This window comes from Streptacidiphilus jeojiense (assembly GCF_000719095.1).
Taxonomy (GTDB): domain Bacteria; phylum Actinomycetota; class Actinomycetes; order Streptomycetales; family Streptomycetaceae; genus Streptacidiphilus; species Streptacidiphilus jeojiensis.
In genome coordinates this window covers 18,053-43,585 of sequence record NZ_JOEH01000004.1, presented here as the reverse complement: position 1 = coordinate 43,585, position 25,533 = coordinate 18,053, and the positions used below count along the sequence as shown (strand labels likewise).

At 73.5% G+C, this 25,533-nt stretch carries 23 protein-coding genes and 1 tRNA gene; 11 read left to right on the top strand and 13 right to left on the bottom strand.

What is annotated here, in order from left to right:
- Window positions 1-127 precede the first annotated feature (127 nt).
- A complete protein-coding gene (locus IF29_RS0105185) occupies window positions 128-1,168 on the top strand; it encodes a hypothetical protein (RefSeq protein ID WP_030250196.1) in 1,041 nt (346 codons plus the stop codon).
- Here the strand turns inward: IF29_RS0105185 and IF29_RS0105180 are convergent.
- From IF29_RS0105180 to IF29_RS0105170, 3 genes are all read right to left on the bottom strand, one after another.
- Window positions 1,165-1,542: a YkvA family protein gene (locus tag IF29_RS0105180; protein WP_198037301.1), complete on the bottom strand. Its 378-nt coding sequence runs from the start codon at window positions 1,540-1,542 to the stop codon at window positions 1,165-1,167. The two genes, IF29_RS0105185 and IF29_RS0105180, sit on opposite strands and share 4 nt — an antisense overlap.
- Before the next feature lie 75 nt (window positions 1,543-1,617).
- Window positions 1,618-2,106, bottom strand: a complete 489-nt coding sequence (locus IF29_RS0105175) for a hypothetical protein (protein WP_030250191.1) — start codon at window positions 2,104-2,106, stop codon at window positions 1,618-1,620.
- Between the two features lie 123 nt (window positions 2,107-2,229).
- A complete protein-coding gene (locus IF29_RS0105170; protein WP_030250188.1) occupies window positions 2,230-2,556 on the bottom strand; it encodes a chorismate mutase in 327 nt (108 codons plus the stop codon).
- A gap of 112 nt (window positions 2,557-2,668) precedes the next feature.
- Between IF29_RS0105170 and IF29_RS0105165 the strand changes: the two genes are divergently transcribed.
- A tRNA-Lys gene (locus IF29_RS0105165) sits at window positions 2,669-2,742 on the top strand.
- Between the two features lie 3 nt (window positions 2,743-2,745).
- Here IF29_RS0105165 and IF29_RS0105160 read toward each other — a convergent pair.
- Complete coding sequence (locus IF29_RS0105160) at window positions 2,746-3,933, bottom strand: alkene reductase (RefSeq protein WP_232242033.1); 1,188 nt, start codon at window positions 3,931-3,933, stop codon at window positions 2,746-2,748.
- 81 nt (window positions 3,934-4,014) lie between these two features.
- On the opposite strand from IF29_RS0105160, the gene IF29_RS0105155 reads away from it, so the two are divergent.
- Window positions 4,015-4,905 carry a sigma-70 family RNA polymerase sigma factor gene (locus tag IF29_RS0105155; protein ID WP_030250184.1) on the top strand — a complete coding sequence of 297 codons (891 nt, stop codon included), beginning with the start codon at window positions 4,015-4,017 and terminating at the stop codon, window positions 4,903-4,905.
- Window positions 4,906-5,135: 230 nt separating this feature from the next.
- Window positions 5,136-6,107, top strand: a complete 972-nt coding sequence (locus tag IF29_RS0105150; RefSeq protein WP_030250181.1) for a serine protein kinase RIO — start codon at window positions 5,136-5,138, stop codon at window positions 6,105-6,107.
- A 27-nt stretch (window positions 6,108-6,134) separates the two neighbouring features.
- On the opposite strand, the gene IF29_RS0105145 is transcribed toward IF29_RS0105150, so the two are convergent.
- On the bottom strand, window positions 6,135-7,631 hold the full coding sequence (locus IF29_RS0105145; protein ID WP_232242032.1) for a phytoene desaturase family protein: 1,497 nt from the start codon (window positions 7,629-7,631) through the stop codon (window positions 6,135-6,137).
- A 175-nt stretch (window positions 7,632-7,806) separates the two neighbouring features.
- On the opposite strand from IF29_RS0105145, the gene IF29_RS0105140 reads away from it, so the two are divergent.
- From IF29_RS0105140 to IF29_RS0105125, 4 genes are read left to right on the top strand one after another with little or no spacing between them, the layout of a single operon-like run.
- Window positions 7,807-8,715: an ABC transporter ATP-binding protein gene (locus IF29_RS0105140; protein ID WP_030250176.1), complete on the top strand. Its 909-nt coding sequence runs from the start codon at window positions 7,807-7,809 to the stop codon at window positions 8,713-8,715.
- The gene (locus tag IF29_RS0105135) at window positions 8,715-9,572 is read left to right on the top strand and encodes an ABC transporter permease (protein WP_030250173.1); all 858 of its coding nucleotides are present in this window, start codon (window positions 8,715-8,717) and stop codon (window positions 9,570-9,572) included. Before IF29_RS0105140 ends, IF29_RS0105135 begins: the two co-directional genes overlap by 1 nt.
- Window positions 9,569-10,759: a sensor histidine kinase gene (locus tag IF29_RS0105130; protein ID WP_051724907.1), complete on the top strand. Its 1,191-nt coding sequence runs from the start codon at window positions 9,569-9,571 to the stop codon at window positions 10,757-10,759. Before IF29_RS0105135 ends, IF29_RS0105130 begins: the two co-directional genes overlap by 4 nt.
- A complete protein-coding gene (locus tag IF29_RS0105125) occupies window positions 10,756-11,424 on the top strand; it encodes a response regulator transcription factor (RefSeq protein WP_380520478.1) in 669 nt (222 codons plus the stop codon). Before IF29_RS0105130 ends, IF29_RS0105125 begins: the two co-directional genes overlap by 4 nt.
- 31 nt (window positions 11,425-11,455) lie before the next feature.
- On the opposite strand, the gene IF29_RS0105120 is transcribed toward IF29_RS0105125, so the two are convergent.
- From IF29_RS0105120 to IF29_RS41590, 3 genes are all read right to left on the bottom strand, one after another.
- Complete coding sequence (locus tag IF29_RS0105120; RefSeq protein ID WP_030250164.1) at window positions 11,456-13,258, bottom strand: putative bifunctional diguanylate cyclase/phosphodiesterase; 1,803 nt, start codon at window positions 13,256-13,258, stop codon at window positions 11,456-11,458.
- Window positions 13,259-13,592: 334 nt separating this feature from the next.
- The gene (locus IF29_RS0105115) at window positions 13,593-14,018 is read right to left on the bottom strand and encodes an OsmC family protein (protein WP_030250162.1); all 426 of its coding nucleotides are present in this window, start codon (window positions 14,016-14,018) and stop codon (window positions 13,593-13,595) included.
- Window positions 14,019-14,116: 98 nt separating this feature from the next.
- On the bottom strand, window positions 14,117-15,133 hold the full coding sequence (locus tag IF29_RS41590; RefSeq protein WP_051724906.1) for a GNAT family N-acetyltransferase: 1,017 nt from the start codon (window positions 15,131-15,133) through the stop codon (window positions 14,117-14,119).
- A gap of 332 nt (window positions 15,134-15,465) precedes the next feature.
- Here IF29_RS41590 and IF29_RS0105105 point away from each other — a divergent pair, with 332 nt between their 5' ends.
- Complete coding sequence (locus IF29_RS0105105; RefSeq protein WP_030250159.1) at window positions 15,466-16,389, top strand: LLM class F420-dependent oxidoreductase; 924 nt, start codon at window positions 15,466-15,468, stop codon at window positions 16,387-16,389.
- A 79-nt stretch (window positions 16,390-16,468) separates the two neighbouring features.
- Here IF29_RS0105105 and IF29_RS0105100 read toward each other — a convergent pair whose 3' ends face one another.
- From IF29_RS0105100 to IF29_RS0105085, 4 genes are all read right to left on the bottom strand, one after another.
- On the bottom strand, window positions 16,469-16,861 hold the full coding sequence (locus IF29_RS0105100) for a DUF779 domain-containing protein (RefSeq protein WP_030250156.1): 393 nt from the start codon (window positions 16,859-16,861) through the stop codon (window positions 16,469-16,471).
- Window positions 16,862-16,863: 2 nt separating this feature from the next.
- A complete protein-coding gene (gene adh, locus IF29_RS0105095; RefSeq protein WP_030250154.1) occupies window positions 16,864-18,387 on the bottom strand; it encodes an aldehyde dehydrogenase in 1,524 nt (507 codons plus the stop codon).
- 142 nt (window positions 18,388-18,529) lie between these two features.
- Entirely contained in the window at window positions 18,530-19,885 is a 1,356-nt protein-coding gene (locus IF29_RS0105090) for a GAF domain-containing protein (RefSeq protein ID WP_198037299.1), read from the bottom strand.
- Window positions 19,886-20,127: 242 nt separating this feature from the next.
- Window positions 20,128-20,625 carry a peptidylprolyl isomerase gene (locus tag IF29_RS0105085; RefSeq protein WP_030250148.1) on the bottom strand — a complete coding sequence of 166 codons (498 nt, stop codon included), beginning with the start codon at window positions 20,623-20,625 and terminating at the stop codon, window positions 20,128-20,130.
- Window positions 20,626-20,746: 121 nt separating this feature from the next.
- Between IF29_RS0105085 and IF29_RS0105080 the strand changes: the two genes are divergently transcribed.
- Complete coding sequence (locus IF29_RS0105080; RefSeq protein ID WP_084713570.1) at window positions 20,747-21,892, top strand: ParA family protein; 1,146 nt, start codon at window positions 20,747-20,749, stop codon at window positions 21,890-21,892.
- Window positions 21,889-22,926, top strand: a complete 1,038-nt coding sequence (locus IF29_RS0105075) for a ParB/RepB/Spo0J family partition protein (RefSeq protein WP_051724905.1) — start codon at window positions 21,889-21,891, stop codon at window positions 22,924-22,926. Before IF29_RS0105080 ends, IF29_RS0105075 begins: the two co-directional genes overlap by 4 nt.
- A gap of 119 nt (window positions 22,927-23,045) precedes the next feature.
- On the opposite strand, the gene IF29_RS0105070 is transcribed toward IF29_RS0105075, so the two are convergent.
- Window positions 23,046-25,529 (bottom strand): ABC transporter permease, encoded by a 2,484-nt coding sequence (locus tag IF29_RS0105070; RefSeq protein WP_232242031.1) that lies wholly within the window; start codon window positions 25,527-25,529, stop codon window positions 23,046-23,048.
- Window positions 25,530-25,533 lie beyond the last annotated feature (4 nt).

Here is a 25,533-nt window from a genome sequence, read left to right as displayed (position 1 = left end):
CGGCCCGAAGGACGCCCCGTCCCGCTGCCCAGGTGCGGCAGGACGGGGCGTCCTGCCGTATCCGGGTGTCCGCGTGTTAGCGTGCCGCCGCACCCAACAGGGGGCGGGTGGAGCGGGTGGGGGGCAGATGGGACCGACCGATGCGGACGGCCGCACGGAGCCGGGGCAACTTGCCGAGGAGCTGGCCGGGCTGACGTACCGCCAGCGGCGCCGGCTGGCCGAGGCGGGTTTCCGGAGACGCCAGCTGCGGCGCCTGGCCGGCACCCCGGCCGGGGCCGCGATGGTCCGCAGCGTGCTGCTCTGCTTCACCGACACCCACGCCCGGCCCGGCCGCGAGGACATCGCCAGGGCCGACAGCGCCCGACGCGCCGTCAGCGCCCGGAGGGCGGCGGACTCCCGGGCCGGGATCCGCTCGGCCGTCCGGTTCGCCGACGCCCTCGACGCCCGGGGCATCGCCTCGCTGCCGCCGGGATCCAGCTACCGCGGCCCGGCCCGGGCGAGCGGTGCGGGCCGGTCGGGTGCGGGCCGGTCCGGCGCGGCCAGGTCAGGGGCGGGCCGGCCCGTGCCGCGGCGGCCGGCCGGGCCGCCGCGGGCCGCCGGGGCGCTCCCGGCCTGGGGGGTGATCCTGCTGGCCGCCACGGCCACCACCACCGGGCTGGCCGCGCTCGACCTGGGTTTCGGCGCCGTGCTCGGCGCGGTCGCCCTGATCGTCTGCTACGTCCTGCTGCTGCGCCGCACCGTGTACCTGAAGGCCGGCCCGCCGCGCCCGGTGCGGCGGCTGTACCTGGCCGGCTCGCTGCTGCTGGTGGCCGGCTCCTTCTGCGCCGCCCAGGCCTGCATGCTCGTGCTGGGCACCCAGGGGCGGGGCTCGATCGACTCCCAGCAGCTGGAGACCGGCAGCCACGGCACCGCCTACTACCAGTGCTCGGTGCTCACCCCGGACGGCGACATCGAGGAGCTGCGCTTCGCCGGCCCCTGCCCGGCGCCCGACGGCACCCCGGAGACGATGGTGTACCTGCGCGGCGGCGGGCTGCTCCGGCCGCTGCTGGGCGGCAAGGCCCAGTTGGAGGCGCCCGCGGCGATCTGGTCCGCGGCCAACCTGCTGGGGCTGGGCTCGCTGCTGGGCGCCGCCGTGCTGACGCTGCGGGACGCCCGCCGGCCGGGCTAGCGGCCCGGCCGGCCGGCCCGCCTCCACTCGACGTACCGGCCCGACTCGCGGACCAGGCCGTTCATGAACCAGAGCACCACCAGGGTGTCGTCGCCCCAGCCGATGACCGGGATGAAGTCGGGGATCGCATCGATGGGACTGATCACGTACACCGCCATCAGCAGGAAGAAGCCGTAGAGCCGACCCGGCGTCAGACCCGGGTAGCGGCCGAAGGTCACGTCCTTGACCAGCAGCGGCGCGGCGGCCAGCCGGCGGACCAGTCCGGGCGAGCCGGGCCGTCGGGTCTCCCGGTACAGACCCCAGGCGGAGCGGCCGACGGACATCCGGTCCAGGTGCCGTCGCTTGGCGGCGGGCAGGGCAGCGGCCTTCTTCATGGATCCCTCGCAGCGGCAGGAGCGGGGTTGCTGCGCTGCTCCTACCCGCTGCGGCGGCGACCACCCCCGCTCCGGTCAGTGCCGCAGCGCGGCGCCGACCTCCGCGGTGACCGTCCCGCTCAGGGCGCGGTTGCTGTGCACCGTTCCGGTGCCGGTGCCCCCGGCCGCGACGTTGTCGATGTTCAGCACCCCGGCGTCCAGCAGATTCCCGCCGCTGTCGCGGAAGTTGACGGTCACGGTGTAGTCGTGGGCGCTGGAGTCGCTGTTCTTGACGGTGACCTCGACGGCGGTCTTCCCGTCCGATCCGGTGCTGGGGGAGCCGAGCGAGACGTCACCCTTGGCGTCGACGCCGTCCTTGACCCGGGCCAGCGCCGAGGACGCCGCCGCCGAGGCCGAGGCCAGGGCGTCCCGCGCGCTGGACGCCAGTCCGGACGCGGCCGACTGCGCCGCCGAGACCGCGGAGGAGGCCGCCCCGCTGCTGCCGCACCCGGTCAGCACCGCCCCGGCGAGGACGGCGGCCGCTGCTGCCCCGGCCGCCGTCCGGTACCCGTTTCGCCTGGCCATGGAGTCGGCTCCTCGCCCTCGAAGTCCTCGATCGACTGCTGTCCAGCCTGCGACAGCCGCCGGTGAGCGGCGAGAGGGGTTCGGCCGAGCGGGTCAGCGGCCCGCTTCGGGCGGCCGTCTCCTTCAGGCCCTGGCGATGGTCTCGTGGTGGCGGATGACCTCGGCGATGATGAAGTTCAGGAACTTCTCCGCGAAGGCCGGGTCCAGCCTGGCGCTCTCGGCGAGCACCCGCAGCCGCTCGATCTGCTCGCGCTCCCGGACCGGATCGGCCGGCGGCAGCCGGTACTCGGCCTTGAGCCGCCCGACCTCCTGGGTGCACTTGAACCGCTCGGCGAGCATGTGCACGATCGCCGCGTCGATGTTGTCGATACTCCCCCGCAGACGGGTCAGCTCAGCCACAGCGTGGGCGTCCACCGCCTCGGTGCTCCCGGCGGCGCGGCTCTCGGTCATACGTTCCCCCGTAGGTGACGTGCGGATCTGTCCGGCGCGGGTGATCCCGCGCCACCGAGGATACCGATTCGGAGATTCCCGTCGGATCATGTAATCTCTCTCAGGTCAGCACGCGCCGCTAGCTCAGTTGGTTAGAGCAGCTGACTCTTAATCAGCGGGTCCGGGGTTCGAGTCCCTGGCGGCGCACAGCTAGCAGGACCCGGGGTCCAGCTCTTCGGAGCTGGACCCCGGTGTCGTTTCCCAGGTGCTGAGCGGGTAGTCGGTGTACCCGCGGGTGCCGCCGGAGTAGAAGGTGGCCGGGTCGCCGGCCGCGGGCTCGCGGCCCAGGGCGAAGCGGGTGACCAGGTCCGGGTTGGCGATGAAGTGCGCCCCGAAGGACACCGCGTCGGCGGTGCTGGTATCGATCGCGGCGTTGGCGGAGGTGCGGTCGAAGCCGTTGTTGACGATCAGCGGGCCGTCGAAGCGGTGCCGGTAGCGGGCGAACGGGGCCAGCGCGGGCGCGGCCCCCGGGGCGGCCGGGCCCGGGCCGCGCAGGTGCAGATAGGCCACCGGGTGCCGGTTCAGCTCGGACACCAGCTCGTCGTAGTCGGCGAGGAGCCGCTCGTCGGCGGTGAAGCGGTCACCGGAGGTCCAGTGCGGCGAGAGCCGGACCCCGACCCGCCGGCCCTCCCAGGGCTCGGCGACCGCGTCGACGATCTCCAGCAGCAGACGCCGCCGCCCTGCGCGGTCGCCGCCGTAGCGGTCGGAGCGCAGGTTCAGCCGCGGGTTGAGGAACTGCGGGATCAGGTAGGTGCCGGGGGCGCCGATCTCGACCCCGTCGAACCCGGCGCGCCGGGCGTTGGCCGCCGCGGCGCGGTAGTCGGCGACGGTGCCGGCGATCTCCGCGGCGGTCATCTCCCTCGGCGTGACGGTGTCCTGGCGGCCGGTGGCGGTGAAGGACATCTCGTGCGGGTTGACCGCCGAGGGCCCGGCCGGGAGCGCACCGCCGAGGTGGTCCGGGTGCGAGACGGAGCCGGTGTGCCAGAGCTGCTGCACGATCCGGCCGCCCAGGGCGTGCACCAGCGCGGTCACCCGCCGCCAACCGGCGACCTGCTCCTCGCTCCAGATCCCCGGGACGTCGACGAAGCCGATCGCCCGGGGGCTGACCCAGGTGCCCTCGGTGACGATCAGCCCGGCTGTCGCCCGCTGGCCGTAGTAGGCGGCGTTCAGCCCGGTCGGCACCAGTCCGTCGTTGCCCGTTCGGGCCCGGGTGAGCGGGGCCATCACCACCCGGTTGGGCAGCCGCAGGTCCCCCAGGTCCACACCCCGCAGCAGCGGCTGGTCCAGGGCGGTCACCGGTCGGGTCGTGGTCGTGGTCGTGGTCATGCTCGTGGTCATGGTCGCTCCTGCGCAGGTGGTCACTTCGGCCCGGTCGGGTCCGTCGTAGGGTCGACGGGGAGCGGTGGAGAAAGGTGACCGATGGACGACGGGCGCGATGCGCTGGCACTCCGGTTCGAGACGGAGCGGCCCCGGCTGCGGGCCGTCGCCCACCGGATGCTCGGCTCGCTCGGCGGGGCGGAGGACGCCGTCCAGGAGGCCTGGCTGCGGCTGGGCCGGGTCGACGCCGACGGGATCGACAATCTGGCCGCCTGGCTGACCACGGTCGTCTCCCGGATCTGCCTGGACATGCTGCGGTCCCGGACCGCTCGGCCGGAGGACCCGGTCGGGCAGCAGGTGTCCGACCGGATCAGCGACGACGGGGAGCACGCCGACCCCGAGCGGGAGGCGCTGCTGGTCGACTCGGTCGGCCGCGCCCTGCTGGTGGTGCTGGACCGGCTGGGTCCCGCCGAGCGGGTCGCCTTCGTGCTGCACGACCTCTTCGCGGTCCCGTTCGAGCAGATCGCCGCCGTGCTGGAGCGCTCACCGGCCGCCGCCAAGAAGCTGGCCAGCCGGGCCCGGCAACGGGTCCACGGCGCTCCGCTGCTCCCCCGCGCCGAGCTGGACGCCCACCGGCACGTCGTCGAGGCGTTCCTCACCGCCTCCCGCGGCGGGGACCTGGACGCGCTGGTCGCGGTGCTGGCCCCGGAGGTGGTCCGCCGGTCCGACCCCGCCGCCGTGCCGGCCGGTGCGGCGACCGTGGCCCGCGGCCGGGCGGCGGTGCTGGAGGGCGTCGCCGCGTTCGGGCGCCGGGCCGGGACCGCCGCGGTGCTGCTGGTGAACGGGCAGGTGGGAGCGGTGGTGGCACCGGGTGGACGGCTGCGGGTCGCGCTGACCTTCACCGTCGGGGACGGGCTGATCACCGGGTACGAGGTGATCGCCGACCCGGCCCGGCTGCGTGCGCTGGAGCTGGCCGTGCTCGACCCCGATTAATTCGGTTGCGCTGTGCCGAGGACTCGCTAAGGTGATCGAGTTCCTGCAACACCGGGCTGTCGATCGCCCGCTCGTGACGAGAGAGGAGGTGCGTCTCCGTGGTTGCCGCCATCACGCGGCGCGCTCACGCCTGCGCGCCAGACGCCTCTTCACCCTTCTTCTCTCATCACCTGCCTGCCGGCTGAGCTGACCACGCGCTCCGGTGGGCCACCCCACAGGAGCCCCTCCAGATGCGTGAACGCTCTTTCGACCGTGCCCAGTCCGACAGTGACACCTTCAGCCGCGTGCGCCCCAAGGGCGGCGGCAGGCGCAACCGCCTCGACGAGGAGGCCGAGTACGCCGACTACTTCACCCTCATCGACCCCGACCTCGACGCCGGTGCCGACGGCCCTGCCGGCGGCTCCGTGCCCGACGGCCCGCCCGAGGGCGACCGCTGGAGCACCTGGGACCAGTCGACCCCGACCGAGAAGGGGCCCGAGCCGCGCCCCGACTGGGTGGTGACGGAGCTCGGCGCCGTCGACACCGAGCTCGGCATCGTCAAGACCGGCAAGGAGGGCGACGTCTTCCTGCTGGAGCGCGGTGTGCCCGGTACCGACCGGCGCACCCTGCTGGCCGCCAAGCGCTACCGCGACGGGCAGCACCGGATGTTCCATCGCGACTCCGGCTACCTGGAGGGCCGGGCCCACAAGGAGTCCCGGATCAGCCGGGCCATGGCCAAGCGCACCGACTTCGGCAAGCAGGCCATCGCCGGGCAGTGGGCCAACGCCGAGTTCTCGGCGCTGTGCCGGCTGTGGTCCTCCGGCGTGGCGGTGCCCTACCCGGTGCAGATCACCGGCACCGAGATCCTGATGGAGTTCATCGGCGAACCCTCCGGTACGGCCGCGCCGCGGCTGGCCCAGCTCCGCAGCGAGGACGCCGACCTGGAGGACCTCTGGGAGCAGCTGACCCGCAACCTCTCGCTGTTCGCCCGGGCCGGCTACGCCCACGGCGACCTGTCCGCCTACAACATCCTGGTGCACGAGGGGCGCCTGGTGATCATCGACGTCCCGCAGATCGTCGATGTGATCGCCAACCCCCGCGGCCGCTCCTTCCTCGAACGGGACGTCCGCAACGTCGGCGCCTGGTTCGCGGCGCGGGGCCTGGCCGAGGAGCGGGTCGAGCAGCTGGCGCGGGAGCTGGCCTTCGACGCGAGGCTGGACTGACACCCGCCCGGCCGGGCTGACGCCCGGTCAACCAGCGTGCGGTACCGGGAGTCTGGGGATGCGGATGCCCAGCTCCCGGCGCAGCGCCGAACGGGCGGCGAGGTAGCCGGACATGCCGTGCACGCCCGGTCCCGGCGGAGTGGCGGCGGAGCAGAGGTAGACGCCCGGGAGCGGGGTCCGGTAGGGATCCCACCGGGCGACCGGCCGCAGGAAGCTCTGACGCAGCGTCACCGCACCGGCGCTGATGTCCCCGCCCGCGTAGTTGGGGTTGTATGCCTCCAACTGCTGGGCGTTGAGCGAGCGTTGCGCGGTGATGGTGTCGCGGAAGCCCGGGGCGTGCTCCTCGATCCTGGCGATGATCTCCGCGCTCGCGTCGGCCGGGCTGCCGTGCGGCACATGGGCGTAGGCCCACAGCGGGTACCTGCCCGGGCGGCCCCGGCCGGGATCGGCTGCGACCGGGTCCATCACCAGCACGAACGGGCGCTCCGAGGCCAGTCCGCGGGCGTTGCGGGTCTCCTGGGCGAAGACCTCGGCCCGGGTGCCGCCGATGTGCACCGTCCCGGCCCGGGCCAGGTCGGGGTGGGTCCACGGGACGCGTTCGGACAGTAGGAAGTCGGTCTTGGCGGCGGCCGGGCCGTAGCGGAAGGCGGACAGCGCGGCGGCGTAGCGCGGGGGCAGCGCCGGGCCGGCGACCCGCAGGAACTCCCGGGGGCCGAGGTCGGCCAGGACGATGCCGGCCGGCCGCACCTCGCGCAGGTCGTCGATCCGCACCCCGGTGTGGATCTTCCCGCCGTGCGCGCCCAGGTCGTCGGCCAGGGCCCGGGCGATGGCGGCGCTGCCGCCCTCGGGGACCGGCCAGCCGCTGGTGTGGGCGAGATGGCCCAGCAGCAGCGCGATGGCCCCGCCGGTCGGACTGGGCAGCCGACCGAAGGCGTGCGCGGCCACCCCGGAGAGCAGCGCGCCGGCCTCCTCTCCGCGGAACTGACGATGCGCCAGCACGGTGCCGTGGCGCAGCATCCGGGGCGCCAGCAGCAGGGCGAGCGCCGGATCGGCGGGCGGGCGGCGCAGATCGGACAGCATCAGACCGACCAGCTCCCGGCTGTGCTCCATCAGCGGCGCCATCAGCCGGGTCCAGGCCGGGCCGTCCGCTCCCAGACCCGCGGCGGTGGCGGCCAGGTCGCGCCAGGCCAGGGCGGCCCGGCCGGCGGCGAGCGGATGGGCGTAGGAGAGCTCCGGGGTGAGCAGCCGGACCCCGTGCGCGGGCAGGTCGAAGGCCTGGAAGAAGGGCGAGGCGGCGGCCATCGGGTGTCCGGCCGCGCAGATGTCGTGGACGGTGTCGGGCTCGAACAGCGGGACGGTGCGCAGCCCACCGCCGAACTGCCCGGCCGCCTCGTACACCGTGACCTGGAGCCCGGCCCGGGCCAGCACCACGGCCGCGGCCAGGCCGTTGGGGCCGCTGCCGATGACGGCCGCGGTGCCGTCGGAACGGGGGGTCGGTGAAGCGGGGGTCAGTGGAGGGCGCACCCCAGCAGCCAACCACGGCCGGCCCGCCGGAGCCACCACCGGGACCCGCCGGGCCGCCGCCGAGCACCACCCCGCCGCCACCGGGCCGTGGACCCGCCGTCCACCGAACGGTGGACGGCCGCACTCCACCGTTCGCCGCTCATGCCGGACCCGTCGCCGGCGGGAGTCTGGGGGCATGCCGACAGACACCGCGATCAGAGCCCGAGGGCTCCGCAAGACCTACCGGGACGGCCGGACCCGCCGGGACGGCGGCCACCGCAGCGTGGTCGCCCTCGACGGCGTCGACCTGGACGTCCGGGTGGGCGAGATCTTCGCCCTGCTGGGCCCGAACGGCGCCGGCAAGACCACCGCCACCGAGATCTTCGAGGGCTTCCGCGAGCGCGACGAAGGCGGCGAGCTGACCGTCCTGGGCACCGATCCGGGCCGGGCCGACGCCGCCTGGCGGCAGCGGATCGGGATCGTGCTGCAGGAGGCGGCCGGCTTCGACCTGCTGACGGTCGAGGAGGTGCTGCGCAACTTCGCCGGCTACTACCGGGCCCCGCGGCCGGTGGACGAGGTGCTGGAGGCCGTCGGGCTCACCGCCAAGCGCCGCAGCCGCACCGGAACGCTGTCCGGCGGCCAGCGCCGCCGGCTGGACGTCGGCCTGGGCATCCTCGGCGCCCCCGACCTGCTCTTCCTGGACGAGCCCACCACCGGATTCGACCCGGAGGTGCGCCGGCAGTTCTGGGACCTGGTCCAGGACCTGCGCGCCGGCGGCACCACCATCCTGCTGACCACCCACTACCTCGAGGAGGCCGAGCAGTTGGCGGACCGGGTGGGGGTGATCAACCGGGGCCGGCTGGTGGACGTGGACTCCCCCGCCGGGCTCGGCGGCCGTCGGCACGCCAAGGCAGTGGTCGGCTGGCGCGATCAGAACGGCCCGCAGCGGCTGGAGAGCGCCGACCCCACCCGCACCGTGCTCGACCTCGCGGCCAGGTTCGGCGGCGAGGTACCGGAGTTGACGGTCAGTCGGCCCAGTCTGGAGTCCATCTACCTACGCATGATCGAGACCGAGGAATCGGCCCGCCCCGAGGGAGACCGCTGATGACCGCCACCACCGTCACCATCACCACCGCCACCACCGCCACCACCGCCGCCACCGCACCGCCGGCGTTCGCGCTGCGGCTGGGACTCGCCCGGGGCGCCCTGGAGACCAAGCAGTTCTTCCGCAGCCGGATGCAGATGTTCTTCACCTTCTCCATGCCGGTGGTGATGCTGCTCCTGCTCTCCACCATCTTCGACTACAAGGATCCGGACACCGGGGTCTCCACCCCGCAGATCTTCACCACCGGCATGATCGGCGTCGGCATCATGGGCTCCAGCCTGCAGAGCCTGTCGCTGCAGATCGCCGGGGAGCGCCACCTGGGCATGCTGAAGCGGCTGCGCGGCACCCCGCTGCCGAAGAGCTCCTACTTCATCGGCAAGATCGTCATGGTGCTGGCCTCCAGCCTGGGACAGACCGCCGTGCTGCTGGCCGTGGGCCGGCTGTTCTTCGGGGTGCGCCTGCCGGTGGACGCGGCGCACTGGCTCACCTTCGGCTGGGTCTACCTGCTCGGCGTCACCTCCTGCACCCTGCTGGGCATCGCCTACAGCAACCTGATCCGCAGCGCCGACTCCGGCGCCGTGGTGATGCTGCCGATGACGGTGCTGCAGTTCGTCTCCGGGGTGTTCATCGTCTTCAGCCAGCTCCCCCGGGGACTGCAGGTCTTCGCCTCCTTCTTCCCGCTCAAGTGGCTCTGCCAGGGGATGCGTTCGGCCCTGCTGCCGCAGGCGTACGTCCACGCCGAACCGGCCGGGAGCTGGGAGCACGGGCGGATAGCCTTGGTGCTCGGCGCCTGGGCGGTGGTCGGACTGCTGCTCTGCCTGCGGACGTTCCGGTGGAAGGGGCGCAAGGACGGATGAGCGGTACCGAGGACACCGAGCGGACGGGGAACCCGGCGGCCACCGCCGTCGACGACAGCTGGGCCGGCCGGGTGTTCCTGATGTGGCACGCCGCCTTCGCCTTCCTGATCGCCGTGATGGCCCTGAACTTCTACGGCGACGGAACATCCTGGATCCCCTACGCGCTCCTCGGCGTGGTCGCCCTGGCCTACCTGGTCTTCCTGGTCCCGGCGCTGAAGCAGGACCGGGGCCAGGGCATCGCCTACCTGGCGGTCGCCTTTCCCGCCACGCTCGCCCTGGGCTATCTCGAGGCCAACGGCCTGACCATCCTCTACGCCGTGTTCCCGCAGCTGCTCGGCTGCCTGCGGGACCGCCGGATCCGCTACCCGGTGGTGGCGGTACTGGCCGTGGGCTCGGTCCTGGTGAGCAGGCACCAGCACGATGTCGCCACGGCACTGGTCAATGTGGTGCTGGCACTGCTGATCACCCTGCTGCTGGGGACCTTCACCCAGATCATGATGCGGGAGGCGGAACGCCGGGGGGCGCTGATCAGGGAGCTGGAGACGGTCCGCGCCGACCTCGACGACGCGCACCGCACCGCCGGGGTGCTGGCCGAGCGGCAGCGGCTGTCGCACGAGATCCACGACACCCTGGCCCAGGGCTTCACCAGCCTGCTGATGCTCATTCAGGCCGCCGACGCCACTGTGGAGAAGGACCCGGCCGCCACCCGGCAGCGGTTGGCCCTGGCCGAGGCCACCGCCCGGGACAACCTCGCCGAGGCCCGTGCCCTGGTCGCCGCGCTGGCCCCGGCCCCGCTCCAGGGCATGCCGCTGGACCTGGCGCTGGAGCGGGTCTGCGCCCGCACCGGCGACGAGCTGGGGCTGCCGGTCGCGGCCAGGGTCCTCGGCACGCCGCGCGAGCTGCCCGCCGACGTCCAGGTGGTGCTGCTGCGGGCCGCGCAGGAGGCGCTGTCCAACGTTCGCAAGCACGCCGCCGCCGGCAGTGCCGACGTCCGGCTGACCTACCGCCCGGTCGGCGTGCTGCTGGAGGTGGTGGACGACGGCCGCGGCTTCAAGCCGGTCGCCGACGCGCCGGAGGGCTCGTACGGGTTGCGCGGAATGCGGGCGCGGGTGGAGCAGGTGCACGGCACACTGGAGATCACGAGTGCCCCCGGGCAGGGCACCACGGTCCGAGTGGAGGTCCCGTGAGCGCGAACCAGGCCCGATCGGCGCGGATCAGGCTGCTGCTGGCCGACGACCACCCGGTGGTACGGGCCGGGCTCAGCGGCATGCTGGCCGCCGAGGACGACCTGGAGGTGGTCGGCGAGGCCGCCGACGGAGACGAGGCCTGCGCCCTGGCCGCCGAGCTGCGGCCGGACGTGGTCCTGATGGACCTGCGGATGCCGGGCACCGACGGCGCCACCGCCACCGCCCGGCTGAGCCGCGAACTGCCCGAGGTCAGGGTGCTGATCCTGACCACCTACGACACCGACGCCGACATCCTGCGGGCGGTGGAGGCCGGGGCCACCGGCTACCTGCTGAAGGACACCCCGCGGCGCGAGCTCGCCGACGCGGTACGGGCGGCCGCGCGCGGCGAGACGGTGCTGGCCCCGGCCGCGGCGGCCAGCCTGCTCAACCGGGTGCGCACGCCGGCCCCGGCCCCCGCCCCCGCGGTGCTGCTGACGGCACGGGAGACCCAGGTACTGGCCCTGGTCGCCCGGGGACGCACCAACGCCGACATCGGACGCGAGCTGTTCATCGGCGAGGCCACCGTGAAGACCCATCTGATCAGGGTCTTCACCAAGCTGGACGTGGACGACCGGACCGCGGCGGTGACCGCGGCCATGCGCCTCGGACTGCTGCCGCAGCCCTGAAGCGGTCACTGCAGCAGCCTCACTGAAGCGGTCACTGACGCGGGGTCAGCAGCTCCACGATCGCCGCGGCCGGCATCGCCCGTCCGAAGTGCCAGCCCTGCGCGGTGTCGCAGCCGGCCGCCCGCAGCCGGTCCGCCTGCAGCGCGCTCTCCACGCCCTCCGCGGTGACCGTCAGCCCCAGCGCGTGCGCCAGCTGCACCAGGGCCAGCACGATCTGCTCGTCCGCCGCCTGCCTGCGGGCGTAGCGGCCCGGTCCGGCGACCGCGGCGACGGCCTCGGCACCCTCCTGGAAGCCCTCCAGGAAGCTGCCGTCCAGCTTGAGCACGTGCACCGGCAGCCGACTGAGGTAGGCGAGGTTGGAGTACCCGGTGCCGAAGTCGTCGATGGCGATCCGCACCCCCATCGCGGCCAGCGCGTGCAGTGCCTCCAGCGGCCGGCCGGCCGGACCCATCACGGCGCTCTCGGTGAGCTCCAGCTGCAGCAGCCTGGCCGGGAACCGGGTGCTGCCCAGGATCTCGGCGACATCGGCGACCACGTCGGAGTCCCAGAACTGCCGGGCCGCCAGATTGACGCTGACGAACAGTTCGCTCTCCGGGAACCGCTCCAGCCAGGCCCGGCCCTCGGTGCAGGCCGTCTCCAGCACCCAGCGCCCCAGCGGGACGATGGCGCCGGTCTCCTCGGCGATACCGATGAAGCGGTCCGGGGAGAGCTTGCCGAACTCCGGGTGCTGCCAGCGCACCAGCGCCTCGACCCCGCACAGGGCCGCGTCCTCCGGGCCGACCGGCGCCCCGTCGTCGGGCCTGTCGTCGTCGGGCGCCCGGTCGTCGGGCCCGCCGCGGAGCGAGACCAGCGGCTGGTACTCCACCACGAACTCGCCGCGCTCCAGCGCCGGGAGCATGGTCGTCGCCAGCAGCTGACGGGTGGTCTGGCTGGCGATCCGCTCCGGGTCGTAGAAGGCCCAGCGGGCCCTGCCGTCGCTCTTGGCCCAGCTCAGGGTGGCGTCCGCGTCCCGGACCAGGTCGGTCGGGGTGGTGCCGGGAACCGGCCGCTCGACCACGCCCACGCTGGCGGTGGCCACCACCCGCTGCCCGGCCAGGTCGTAGGGGGCCGAGAGCAGCGCCACCACCTCGGCCGCCAGCGCGGTCAGCTCCTCGGGCCCGGCGCTGCGCGGCACCAGGACCGCGAACTCGTCGCCGCCCATCCGGGCCACCAGATGGCCTCGGGCGGCGAACCGCTGCTCCAGCCGCTCGGCCACGGCGACCAGCAGGTCGTCGCCGACGTGGTGGCCCAGGGTGTCGTTGATGGCGGCGAAGCCGTCCAGGTCGAGGTAGCACAGGCCGATCCGCTGGTCGGCCTCGGCGAAGGCGCCGGCCAGTCGGTCGAAGAAGAGCGAACGGTTCGGCAGCATGGTCAGCGGGTCGTGCACGGCCTGGTAGTGCAGCCGGTCGCCGAGCCGCCGGGCCTCGGAGACGTCCTCCACCATGGCCAGGGTGTACTGCGGGCGGCCGTCGGCGTCGCGGATCAGCGAGATGGTGACATTGGTCCACACGGCGTGGCCGCTGCGGTGCTTGAGCCGCTTCTCCAGCCGGATCCGGTCCCGGTCGCCGCGGAGCAGCTCCAGGTAGACCCGGCGGGCCTCCTCCTCGACGTCCAGCAGTTCGTGGATGTGCAGCCGGATCAGGTCGGGGACGGAGCGGCCCAGCATCTCGGCGAGGGCCGGATTGGCCTCGATGATGCGGTCGTGGGGATCGACCAGGGCCATGCCGATGCCGGCGTCGGTGAACGCGGCACGGAAGCGAGTCTCGCTGGCGTGCAGCGCCTCGGCGAGATCCACGGCCTCCGCCTCCGTCCCAGTGCCCGTACCGTTGCCCGTCCCAGTGCCCGTCCCGTTGCCGTCCGCTCCGCCGGCTCCCCCCGCGGTGCCGCCCGTCTCGTTGCCGCCGCCGCTCGGGCCTGGCACAGCTCTCCCGTTCCCGATGCTCTAGATCAGCCGCTACGCACGGTTGTGATCATAAATGGGAGGGATCGCCCCGGCCACCATTCCCGGAACGATTCACTCCTGCGGGGACAGCGCGGGTGGTGGCGGGACGGCGCGAAACGGCCCGGACGCGCCGGTGCCCCCGACCGGAGCGGTCGGGGGCACCGGGTTGGCACGGCGGATCGGCGGATCAGGCCAGACCGGCCGTCAGCGTGATCGTGGTACCCGAAAGGGCCTGGCTCACCGGGCAGTTGGCCTTGGCGTCCTCGGCCGCCTTGACGAAGTCGGCCTCGTCCAGGCCGGGCACGGTGCCCTTGACGGTCAGATGGATGCCGGTGATCCCGGTGCCCGGCTGGAAGGTCACCTCGGCCGAGGTCTCCAGCCGGGTCGGCGGGGTGCCGGCGCCGGTGAGGCCGTGCGACAGCGCCATCGAGAAGCAGCTGGAGTGGGCCGCGGCGATCAGCTCCTCCGGACTGGTCTTCCCGTTGGCGGTCTCGGCCCGGGAGGCCCAGGTCACCGGGAACTCGCCGACCCCGGAGGTGTCCAGGGAGACGACTCCCTTGCCCTCCAGCAGCGAGCCTTCCCAAGCAGTCGTTGCGACACGTGTGGTTGCCACGCCGGATACCTCCTGCGATCGATGCGGTGGTGGCGGTGGTGCCCTGTTCACCCTAGCCGGACGGACCGCTCCGCACCCGCCGTGTCGCCCGTCGTTCGCTACAGCGCCAGCTGGTAGTACCGCTCGCCCCGGATCGGCAGGAAGCCGATCTGCTCATTGATGGCGATCATGTGGACATTGCTGACCAGGCAGGCCGTCAGCACCTCCTCGATCTCCGGATGGGCGCCGATGAGCCACTCCAGCATGGCGGCCTTCACCCACAGGCCGAGGCCCCGGCCGCGGTGCCCCCTGAGCACCACGGTGTCGGACTGCCGGGCCCGGACGCTTCCGCCGCCCTCCAGGACGATCTCGCTGAAGCCGGCGACCACCTCGGCGCCCTGCTCGTCCAGCCCCAGCGCGGCGACGGTGAGCAGCGTCTGCCCGCGTTGGGCCGCCGACCTGGCGTTGGCCCGGACCCGGTCCTCGTCCCAACTGATCCGGCCGAGTTCCAGCTCGTCGACGGGCATGTCGTTCATCGCCTCGCGGGTGGCGGCGAACGGGCCGATCAGGTCGCCCGGCGGCACCCCCTGCCAGCGCACCAGGCTGTAGCCCTCGCTGGCGGACTTCACCGTGGCGCGCAGCTCCTCCTGGTCGCAGTCGGCGACCAGCAGCCGCAGCCGGCTGAAGTCCGCTCCCAGCCCGAACCCGGCGCCGACCAGGAACTCCTCGCCGGTGGAGCCGACCGAGGTGCTGGTCAGCAGATTGCTCCGGCCGTCCGCCAGGGCCACCGCCACCACCTCGTCGAGCAGCGCCTCGGCGACGCCCTGGCCGTAGCGGTCCTCCAGTACCGCGATCCGGCAGTTGGCGACATGCCGCCTGCCCTCGGACCGGTGCAGCCGGACCCAGGCCAGGCCGACCGCGGTGTCCCCGTCCCAGGCCAGCCAGCGCACCACCGGATCCAGCGGCCGCGGGTCGCGGAGCAGCGCCGCGGTGGCGGCGGCGTCGCGCTCCGGGGCGTCGGAGCCGGCCTCCTCCGCGGTCTCGGTCCGTATCTGGTGCCAGCCAGCGATCTCCGCGTCGCTCGGGTCCGCCTCGGCGAGTCGCACGATCCGTGTCTGTCCGAGCTTCTCGCTCACGCGCAGCCTCCCTGGTCCGCCATGGTCCCCACAGAATGCGCCTCCACCCGGCCCCGGCGACAGAGTGATCAGGTTGTGAATCAGGTCACTCTTCACCGGGACGCAGGACAGGCCGGACCGGGTGGTGCATGGGAACCGTCAAGGCCGCTCGGCCGGCGGAAGCGGAGTGATCCCTTCGAGCAGCATGCGGGCGCACCGGAGCGGATGACGCAGCGTCAAACCGCGCCGCCGCACCCGGGCGGAGCCGCTCGGCGGGACGCCACGCCCGCGGCGCCACACCGGTCGCACCGGTCCCACTGGTCCCACCAGCCCCTTGGGGCAGGATGGTCCCCATGGACCTGCGCATCTTCACCGAGCCCCAGCAGGGGGCCTCCTACGACACGCTGCTGGCGGTCGCCCGGGCGAGCGAGCAGTTGGGCTTCGACGCCTTCTTCCGCTCCGACCACTACCTCGTGATGGGCGACGGGGACGGCCTGCCCGGCCCCACCGACGCCTGGATCACCCTGGCCGGCCTGGCCAGGGAGACCGAGCGGATCCGGCTCGGCACGCTGATGACCGCCGGCACCTTCCGGCTGCCGGGGGTGCTGGCCATCCAGGTCGCCCAGGTGGACGCGATGAGCGGCGGCCGGATCGAGCTGGGCCTGGGCGCGGGCTGGTACGAGGAGGAGCACACCGCCTACGGCATCCCCTTCCCCTCCAAGCGGATCGACCGCTTCGAAGAGCAGCTGGCGATCGTCACCGGGCTGTGGGAGACCAAGCCCGGCGACACGTTCAGCTACGACGGCAGCTACTACCAGCTGAAGGACTCCCCGGCGCTGCCCAAGCCGGTGCAGGACCGGGTTCCGGTGCTGGTCGGCGGCATGGGACCGACCCGGCTGCCGGCCCTGGCGGCGCGTTACGCCACCGAGTTCAACCTCCCCTTCGTCTCGGTCGAGGACACCCGCACCCAGATCGGCCGGGTCCGCGCCGCCTGCGCGGAGCTCGGACGCGCCGAGGACGACATGGTGTACTCCAACGCCCTGGTGGCCTGCGTCGGCCGGGACGACGCCGAGGTGGCCCGGCGCGCGGCCGCGATCGGCCGCGAGGTGGACGAGCTCAAGGCCAACGGCCTGGCCGGGACGCCGGCCGAGGTGGCCGACCGGATCGGCCGGTACGCGGAGACCGGCAGCACCCGTTTCTACTTCCAGATCCTGGACCTGCACGACCTGGACCAGCTGGAGCTGATCGCCGATCAGGTGGCGCCCCAGGTCGGCTGATCCGGAACGGGTGAGCCGGGACGGTTGAACCGCACGGCCGGAGTCTGCCCCTGACAGCGGACCCCGGCCGTACGGTGGCTCACTCGCTGCTGTCCAGCACCTTCGTCTCCTCCGGTGTCAGCAGCCGTGAGCGGATCAGGAAGCGCACCCCCTCGGGCGCTTCGAGCGAGAACCCGCCGCCGCGCCCGGGCACCACGTCCACGGTGAGGTGGGTGTGCCGCCAGCGCTCGAACTGGTCCTTGGACATCCAGAAGGTGACCGGTTCGGGCACCTCCGCGATCGGCAGCGAGGCCAGCAGCACGTCCGACGCGCCGGTCCTGAACTCGCCCTCGACGTAGCACATCGGCGAACTCCCGTCGCAGCAGCCGCCCGACTGGTGGAACATCAGCGGGCCGTTGACGGCGTGGAGCTTGCGCAGCACCGCCTCGGCGGCGGCGGTCACGGCGACCCGGGAGACCGCGTCGGCACTCATGGCTAGAAGAACCCGAGCTTCCTGGGCGAGTAGCTGACCAGCAGGTTCTTGGTCTGCTGGTAGTGGTCCAGCATCATCTTGTGGTTCTCGCGTCCGATGCCGGAGCCCTTGTAGCCGCCGAACGCCGCGTGCGCGGGGTAGGCGTGGTAGCAGTTGGTCCACACCCGTCCGGCCTGGATCGCCCGCCCCGCCCGGTAGGCGGTGCTGCTGTCGCGGGTCCAGACGCCGGCGCCGAGCCCGTACAGGGTGTCGTTGGCGATCCTGATGGCGTCGTCGAAGGTGCCGAAGGGCGCCACCGAGACCACCGGGCCGAAGATCTCCTCCTGGAAGATCCGCATCGAGTTGTTGCCCTCGAAGATCGTCGGCTCGACGTAGTAGCCGCCCGCCAACTCCCCGCCCAGGTCGGCCCGGGAGCCGCCGATGAGGATCTTGGCGCCCTCCTGCTGGCCGATGTCCAGGTAGGAGAGGATCTTCTCCAGCTGGTCGTTGGAGGCCTGGGCGCCGATCATGGTGTCGGTGTCGAACGGGTGGCCCTGGACGATGGCCCTGGTGCGGTCCACCGCCGCGTCCAGGAACTCGCTGTAGTGGCCCTCCTGGATCAGCGCGCGGGAGGGGCAGGTGCAGACCTCGCCCTGGTTCAGCGCGAACATGGTGAAGCCTTCCAGGGCCTTGTCCAGGAAGTCGTCGCGGGCCGAACTCACGTCGTCGAAGAAGATGTTGGGGCTCTTGCCGCCCAGCTCCAGGGTGACCGGTTTGATGTTCTCGCTGGCGTACTGCATGATCAGCCGCCCGGTGGTGGTCTCCCCGGTGAAGGCGACCTTGGCGACCCGCGCGCTGGACGCCAGCGGCTTGCCGGCCTCCACGCCGAAGCCGTTGACGATGTTGACCACGCCCGGCGGCAGCAGGTCGGCGACCAGGCTCATCCAGAAGTGGATGGAGGCCGGGGTCTGCTCGGCCGGCTTGATGACCACGGCGTTCCCGGCGGCCAGCGCCGGTGCCAGCTTCCAGGTCGCCATCAGGATCGGGAAGTTCCACGGGATGATCTGCGCGACCACGCCCAGCGGCTCGTGGAAGTGGTACGCGACGGTGTCCTCGTCGATCTCGGAGAGCGCGCCCTCCTGGGCCCGGATCGCACCCGCGAAGTAGCGGAAGTGGTCGATGGCCAGCGGGATGTCGGCCGCCATGCTCTCCCGGATCGGCTTGCCGTTCTCCCAGCTCTCGGCGACGGCGAGGGCTTCGAGGTTCTGCTCCATGCGGTCGGCGATGCGGTTGAGGATGTTCGCCCGGTCACCGGCGGAGGTCCGGCCCCAGGCGGGTGCGGCGGCGTGCGCCGCGTCCAGGGCCGCCTCGACGTCCTCGGCGGTGCCGCGGGCGATCTCGCAGAAGTTCTGTCCGGTCACCGGGGTGGGGTTCTCGAAGTACTGCCCGCGTACCGGGGGCACGAACTCCCCGCCGATCCAGTGGTCGTAGCGCGACTGGTAGTTCATCTTCGCGCCGGACTCGCCCGGCGCAGCGATACGGGCCATGGTGAAGGACCTCCGTGAGGATCCGCGTCCGTGCCGGCCGCCCCTCGTTGGACGGACGCCGTGACGCGGTTCTGCCGCGCACGCTAACTCCGGGGACGTTGCCTGGACGTTGCACGGCCGGCGGCCGGTCGGAGGCGACCCGTCAGAGCCCGTACTCCTCCCTCAGCTCACGGGCCCGGGCCAGCGCCACCCCGCGCTGCGGCGATCCGTGCGCGGCGACCGCCGCCAGCCGCTCCCAGACCTGGAGGTCGTTGAAGCCGCTGCCCTCGGCCCAGGCCCGGATGGTGCGCGGATCGCCGTCGGCCAGCACCGAGGCCCGCAGCTGGGTGTCCAGCCAGCGGCGCTGGGAGACCACCCCCGGCGCCTCCGAGCTGGGCAGCAGCGGCCCCGGGTAGCCGGCGACGGCGGCGGCCAGGTCGCCCCGGTGCAGGGCGGCGGCGGTGTCCAGGTAGTCGGCCTGCACCGGCGCGGTCAGCCGGTACGGGCGGGAGCTGAGCAGGTCGCCGACGGTGCGGCGGAGCCTGGTGAGCTCCACCCGCAGCGTGGTCGGGCTTGCGGTGGCCAGTCCGCCGTGCAGCAGGTCGGACAACTGGTCGCCGGTGAGCCCGTCCTGATGGAGCGTCAGCATGATCAGCAGCTCGCTGTGCCGGCGGGTCAGCCGCACCGTGCGGCCGTCGGCCAGCCGCAGCGTGCCCTCGCAGCGGTCCAGCGCCTCCAGTCGGATCGCGCTGCCCGCCCCGAGGGCCGCCACGGACCCGTCGGCCTCGGGCGGCAGCCGGAGCGGGGCCTCGGTGCGCGGCGGCAGCCAGAGCGCCTCCTCGCAGGCCCGGGCGGCGACCCGGACCAGGGCCAGGCTGTAGGGGTTGGCCACGGTGTCGCCGCCGGTCAGGTCGACCACGCCGAGGATCCGCCCGGTGGCCGGGTCGTGGATGGGGGCCGCGGCGCAGGTCCAGGCCTGGACGGTCTGCCGGAAGTGCTCGGTGGCGAAGATCTGCACCTCGTGGTCGAGCGCCAGCGCCGTGCCCGGGGCGTTGGTGCCGGCGTGGGCCTCGTCCCAGAGGGCGCCCTCGACGAAGTTGATCCGGGCCGCCCTGGCCCTGGCCGCGCGGTTGCCCTCGACCCACAGCAGCCGGCCCGCGGCGTCCGACACCGCCATCACGTTGTCGCCGTCCTCCGCGGCGCTGCCGACGATCTGCCGCAGCACGCCGATGACCCGGGACAGCGGGTGCGCCGCGCGGTAGGCGAGCAGGGCGGCGTCGGTGAGGGTGACCGGGGCCTCGGCGTCCTGGGCGACCCTGGCGTCGGAGGAGCGCTGCCAGGACTGCGCCACCACCTCCCGCACCCCGGCACCCGCGCCGGCCGTGGCCAGGGCGCGCCCGGGCGCGGCGACGAACGCCGAGTGCGCGTGCGCGATCTCGCGCGCCCGCTGCCTCGGATCGTCACCGACCTGTGCCAGCCAGCCGTTGCCGCCCATCAGCTCCCACCGTCCAGCGCGCACCGTCCAGCGCGCTCACCGCTCCTCGGCTCCGGGCCGCTGCTGCCGCTCGGCCCTCGTCTGGATACTGGCTCCGTGCCGGTGCCGCCGCAATGCCTGCGGCGGGACTGCTTCGTCCGCTTCGTCCGCGCCGCGGAGTCCGCGCCGGTCCGTCCGCGCCGGGATGCCCCGGGAACGACGCGGACGGGGGTGCACCGAGGTGCACCCCCGTCCGGGAGGTGGTCATGGCCGATGGCGGAGCCGGGTCAGAGGACGCCGGCGTCAGCGATGGTGATCTTGGCCTTGGTGCGGCCGCTCTGCGAGCCGTAGCCCTCGATCTTGCTGACCAGGTCCATGCTCTGCTGGTCGGCGACCTCGCCGAAGACCACGTGCTTGCCGTCGAGCCAGTCGGTGACGATCGTGGTGATGAAGAACTGCGAGCCGTTGGTGTTGGGGCCGGCGTTGGCCATCGACAGCAGGCCCGGCTTGGTGTGCTTGAGCTGGAAGTTCTCGTCGGCGAACTTCTCGCCGTAGATGCTCTTGCCGCCGGTGCCGTCGCCGCGGGTGAAGTCGCCGCCCTGGAGCATGAAGGCGGGGATCACGCGGTGGAAGGACGAGCCCTTGTAGCCGAAGCCGTTCTCGCCGGTGGCCAGCGCGCGGAAGTTCTCCACCGTCTTCGGGACGATGTCGTCGAACAGGTTGAAGGTGATCCGCCCGGCGGGCGCGTCGTCGATGGTGATGTCGAAGTAAGCCTGGATGGTCATGCAAGCATCCTGACATTCCCAGGCGGCGACCGGCCAATTCGGGCACCCGACGGGGGCGACGCGCCGTACAGACCGGCATCGAATCGTACATTTGCGGAAATTTGCCGCCTATGGTACGGCCATGGAGACAGCTCAACGGACAGCAGTAGCAGAGACAGCGGTAGCAGAACAGGACGACGGCACCGAGACCTGGACCCGGGCCGCCGAGCGGCTGCCCGCGCAGCTGCGCAAGGACCTGCTGGTCCGTGCGGCGCAGCACGGGATCGAGCCCTGGCGCGCAGTACGGGACGCGGTCGCGGCCTGGTGCGGGGTCCCGGCACAGGCCGGGGCACGGGTGGAGCAGGCGTTCCGGAAGGAGTGCGAGGCGCGCGGGCTGACCACGGCGCGGGCCCTGCCCGAGGCGGCCCGGCTGTGGTTCGACGCCAACCCGGTGCCCCCGGTCCCCCGGGCCAGGCGGCCGGTGCGGACCGCCCGGCGGATCGTGGTCTGCAACCAGAAGGGCGGCGTCGGCAAGACCGCCGTCAGCAGCGGCGTGGCCCAGGCGCTGGCCGAACGCGGCGAGCGGGTGCTGCTGGTCGACTACGACCCGCAGGGCCACCTGAGCCAGCAGCTGGGCGTCGCCGTGGTCGAGGACGAGAAGGAGAGCCTCTCCGCCCACATGGCCGGCGACGCCAAGGGCGGCCTGGCCAGCCTGCTGACCACGCTGGACTGCGGCTTCAGCGGCGACCTGGTGCTGCTCCCGGCCTGCATGGACGCGTTCCTGCTGGACGTGCGGCTGTCCCGGGTGCGCAGTCGGGAGAACGCCCTGGAACGGGCCCTGGCCTCGGTGGAGCACGAGTTCGACACCGTGGTGGTGGACTGCCCGCCCAGCCTCGGCCTGGGCATGGACGCCGCGATCGCCTACTCCCGGACCCGGGAGGGAGAACCGGCCGGACGCTCCGGCGTGCTGGTCCCGGTCCAGGCGGAGGACGCCTCGGCGACCGCCTTCACCATGCTGATGGACCAGATGGAGGACCTGCGCGCGGACCTGGGCATCCAGCTCTCCCAGCTGGGCCTGGTGGTCAACCTCTACGACGCCCGCCGCGGCTACATCGCCACCTCCTCGCTGGAGAAGTGGCAGGCGCTGGAGCAGCCCAGGGTGCTGGCGGTGCTGCCGGACCGCAAGGAGCAGCGCGAGGCGGTACGGCTGCAGCGCCCGCTGCTCAGCTATGCGCCGGGCAGCGAACAGGCGCAGCTGTTCCGCGAGTTGGCCAGGAGGCTGGGATGAGGGCCTCGGAGCGGCTGAGCGGCTCGGACTCCTTCGAGGCCGCCGCCCGCCCCCGCAGCAGTCGCCGCCGCATGATCGACGAGGCGGTCACGGACCCGGCCGCGGCCGGGCCGGGGACCGCTGCCGCCGCCGCTGCCGCCGCGTCGGCGTTCGCGGGCGCCGTGCCGCTGGACCGGCTCGCCCCCAACCCGCGCAATCCGCGCGAGGACCTGGGCGACCTGGAGGACCTCCGCTCGATCGCCGAACTCCAGCTGCAGGCCTGCCTGGCCGTCACCAGGGAGGCCTATCTGCGGATCTGGCCCGAGGACGAGCCGCTGCTCGGCGCCGGGGTCGACCATGTGGTGGTCAACGGCTGCCGCCGCTACGCCGCCGCGGTGCGGTTCGGCCGGGACACCCTGGAGATCTGCGTCAAGGACGAGGTGGCCGCCTCCCGCGAGGCGCTGCTGGCCGCGTCCATCCAGGAGAACATCGACCGCAGGGACTTCGACGTGCTGGAGGAGGCCCGCGCGGTGGAGGCGATGGTCGCCGCCTGCGAGGGCAGCGGGGTCGCCGCGGCACGGCGGCTGAACCGCAGCCCGGGCTGGATCTCCCAGCGCCGGGCGCTGCTGGAGCTGGCCCCCGAGCTCCAGTCCCGGCTCCGCGCCGGGGACCTGGCGGTGCGGGACGCGCGGCGACTGGCCCGGGTACCGCTGGCCGAGCAGGTGGCGGCCTGGCGCGAGGAGGCGGCCAGGGCCGAACTGCAGCGCGCGGAGCGGCAGGCGGCCCGGGCCGCGGTCGCGGCGGTACGCGCCTCCCACCCCCCGCTGCCGCTCCCCTCGCCCGCGGCGGCGCCGGACTCCCGTCCGGCGTCCTCGGCGGCCGAGCCGGCCGAACCGGTGAGCCTGCCGCAGCGGCGGCGCGACCACGATCCGGCGTCGGTTCCGGTGCCGCCCTTCGGCTCCCCGCCCGATCTGGCCCGCGCCCTGCTGGCCGCCTACAGCCGCGACCAGATCCACGAACTGGTCCGGCTGCTGCTGGCGGCGGGCCGGGGCTGAGCCGTGTCGATCCGATCCGTACGGGGCTGAGCCCTGCGGGGCTTTACCGCGGTAAAGCCCCGCAGGCGGACGCCCCGTCAGAATCCGCTGCGAGCGTCGTCCGGCCGTGCTCCCCCGGCCTACTCCCCGGTGCCGACGAAGCCCAGGCTCCGTCCGCGCAGCGCGGCGCCGACCGGCAGCACCGTGCCGACCAGGGCGAGCAGCAGCGAGACCGCGGTGATACCGAGGATCACCGAGTACGGCGCCTCGATCGGCGTGCTGCCGAACAGCTGCAGCAGCGCGCCCCACAGCCCGGCCAGGTTGACCGCCGTCGCGGCCAGCGCCAGCACCGTACCGATGGCCACCACCAGCAGTGACTCGCCGACGAAGAACTTCAGCACCTGCCGCGGCGTGGCCCCGGCGAGCCGCAGCACCGCCAGGTCCCTGCGGCGGTCCGCGGTCGCCATGAGCAGGGTGTTGAGGATGGCGATGAAGCAGAACAGCACGATGATCAGGGCGGTGGACTGCTGCCGCACCTTGATCAGATGGGTCGAGTAGGAGCTCTCCGAGGAGACCAGCCGGTCCCTGCTGACGAAGCTGGCCCCGCCGCCGGCCACCGCCGCCCGGATCGCCTTGGCGGCCGCGGCCGGGTCGGTGCCCGGTGCCAGCGACACATAGGCGTCCGGCACCAGACCGTCCTTGGCGTAGGCGGCGCTGGCGGCGAACCTCATCGGCAGGTACGCCACGTCCTGGCCGCGCACCGCGCGGTAGGTGGCCGCCACCCGCAGCGTGGCCACCTGGCCGTCCGGCAGGTGCACCGGGACCTCGGAACCCACCGGCCAGTCCCAGATGTCCGCCACGGCCATGCTGGTGTCGTTGAGGGCGTCCAGGGAGCCGGCGACCACCTGGAGCTTCATGGTGTCCCGCAGCGCGGCCGGGTCGACCACCAGCGCGTCGTTCTGGTCCGTGTTCCCGTCCGACGGGGTGTAGATGGTGGTCGCCAGCGGCGCCGCCACCCGTACCCCGTGGATCGCCGCGACCCGGGCCACCACCTGCGGACTGATCCCCGGAGTGCCGTCGGGCACCAGCGCGTACGGCGCGGACACCTGGTTCTGCGCCCCGCTGTCGCGTGCCGCGCCCAGCGAGGAGGTCGCCGCCATCAGCGAGAAGGCCAGACCCACCGTCAGCAGCACCGGCGCGGCGGTCGCGGCGATCCGCCGGCGCGAGGTCAGCGCGCCCTCCCGGACCAGCATCGCGGTGGCGCCCGACGACCTCCGGAACGGCCGCATCAGCAGCCGGGTGAGCGGTCCCACCGCGAACGGCGCCAGCACCGCCGCGGCCAGCACCGGCACCGTCAGCGACATCACATAGGTGTTCGGCGACAGCACGCTGTTGGGCGAGGCGATCCCGATCCAGGCGGCCCAGGCCACCCCGCCGACCAGGCCCAGCAGGCCCAGCAGCCGTCGGCCCGGGGTCCAGCCCGCCTCGTCGACCGCGGCCTCCCGCAGCGCCTCGATCGGACGGATCCGCCCGGCCCGCCCGGCGGCCGTGACCGCGCCGCCGAGCGCCACCCCGACCCCGACCAGGAACGCGGCCGCCAGCGGGGCCAGCACGGTCCACTTCAGCGAGATCGCGACGGTGAACCAGGACGGCGCGATGCCCATCCCGATCAGCAGCTGTGCCAGCCACTGGGCGCCGAGCAGCCCCAGCGCGGTGCCCACCGCCGAGGCGAACGCCCCCACCAGCAGCGCCTCGCCGCGGACCATCTTCCGCACTTGCTGCGGGGTCGCCCCCACCGCCCGCAGCAGCGCCACCTCACGGCGGCGCTGGATCACCGCGAACCCGAAGGTGGAGGCCACCACGAAGACCGCGGTCACCCCCGCCACCCCGGCCATCACCGGCACCAGAGTGATGGTGTCGTCCAGCGACCTGCGGTCGGTGGTCGCGCTGGGGTCCGCCTTGTGCCGGTCCTGGCCGGTCAGCACCTCGGCCTGCGACCCGGCGACCGCGGCCCGTACCGCGTCCAGCGGACCCAGCGCGACCAGGTCGTCGATCCGCGGCGACAGCGCCGCCGCCTCGGCGTCGCTGAAGAACACCGCGTGCTCCCAGGAGACCGCGGAGACCGTGCCGCTGACCGTGAAGACGGCCGGGCCAGCGGCGGTCAGCACCGTCAGCTTCTGGCCCACCCGGCCCTGGCCGACGCCCACCGCCACCTCGCCGGCGCCGGCCGGGGACCGGCCCGACACCAGGTGGTAGCCGCCGTACCCGGCCACTGCCCAGGGGTGCCCCACGCTGGTCGCGGGGCCGCCGGCCGGCTGGGCGTAGAAGGAACGGTCCACCACGGTGGGGCCGGTCGCCGACACCTTGGCCAGCAGCGCCGCCGACACCCCCTCGGCCTGCGCCAGCGACCGCGCCCCGACGTCGTGCTCGGAGGCGTTCCAGGTCGGGTCGTTCGGCTGCACCACGGCCGGTGCCGTGGCGAAGCGCTGCACCGGCCGCTGCGGCAGGTCGAACATCCCCATCAGCAGCAGGCCCATCGACGCGACCTGGGCCACGCCCAGCACCAGCGCCACGACCGTCCCCAGGAAGGACACCCAGCGGGCACGCAGCGTCTGCAGGGCCACCCCG

Bases quoted from the DNA above. Each gene is read 5' to 3' on its own strand.
- IF29_RS0105160 (WP_232242033.1), bottom strand. From the start codon at position 3,933: ATGACCACGAGCATGACCACGACCACGACCACGACCCGACCGGTGACC.
- IF29_RS0105185 (WP_030250196.1), top strand. From the start codon at position 128: ATGGGACCGACCGATGCGGACGGCCGCACGGAGCCGGGGCAACTTGCC.
- IF29_RS0105085 (WP_030250148.1), bottom strand. From the start codon at position 20,625: ATGACCATCCAGGCTTACTTCGACATCACCATCGACGACGCGCCCGCC.
- IF29_RS0105150 (WP_030250181.1), top strand. From the start codon at position 5,136: ATGCGTGAACGCTCTTTCGACCGTGCCCAGTCCGACAGTGACACCTTC.
- IF29_RS0105100 (WP_030250156.1), bottom strand. From the start codon at position 16,861: ATGAGTGCCGACGCGGTCTCCCGGGTCGCCGTGACCGCCGCCGCCGAG.
- IF29_RS0105175 (WP_030250191.1), bottom strand. From the start codon at position 2,106: ATGGCCAGGCGAAACGGGTACCGGACGGCGGCCGGGGCAGCAGCGGCC.
- IF29_RS0105170 (WP_030250188.1), bottom strand. From the start codon at position 2,556: ATGACCGAGAGCCGCGCCGCCGGGAGCACCGAGGCGGTGGACGCCCAC.
- IF29_RS0105130 (WP_051724907.1), top strand. From the start codon at position 9,569: ATGAGCGGTACCGAGGACACCGAGCGGACGGGGAACCCGGCGGCCACC.
- IF29_RS0105075 (WP_051724905.1), top strand. From the start codon at position 21,889: ATGAGGGCCTCGGAGCGGCTGAGCGGCTCGGACTCCTTCGAGGCCGCC.
- adh (WP_030250154.1), bottom strand. From the start codon at position 18,387: ATGGCCCGTATCGCTGCGCCGGGCGAGTCCGGCGCGAAGATGAACTAC.
- IF29_RS0105105 (WP_030250159.1), top strand. From the start codon at position 15,466: ATGGACCTGCGCATCTTCACCGAGCCCCAGCAGGGGGCCTCCTACGAC.
- IF29_RS0105080 (WP_084713570.1), top strand. From the start codon at position 20,747: ATGGAGACAGCTCAACGGACAGCAGTAGCAGAGACAGCGGTAGCAGAA.
- IF29_RS0105155 (WP_030250184.1), top strand. From the start codon at position 4,015: ATGGACGACGGGCGCGATGCGCTGGCACTCCGGTTCGAGACGGAGCGG.
- IF29_RS0105180 (WP_198037301.1), bottom strand. From the start codon at position 1,542: ATGAAGAAGGCCGCTGCCCTGCCCGCCGCCAAGCGACGGCACCTGGAC.
- IF29_RS0105135 (WP_030250173.1), top strand. From the start codon at position 8,715: ATGACCGCCACCACCGTCACCATCACCACCGCCACCACCGCCACCACC.
- IF29_RS0105140 (WP_030250176.1), top strand. From the start codon at position 7,807: ATGCCGACAGACACCGCGATCAGAGCCCGAGGGCTCCGCAAGACCTAC.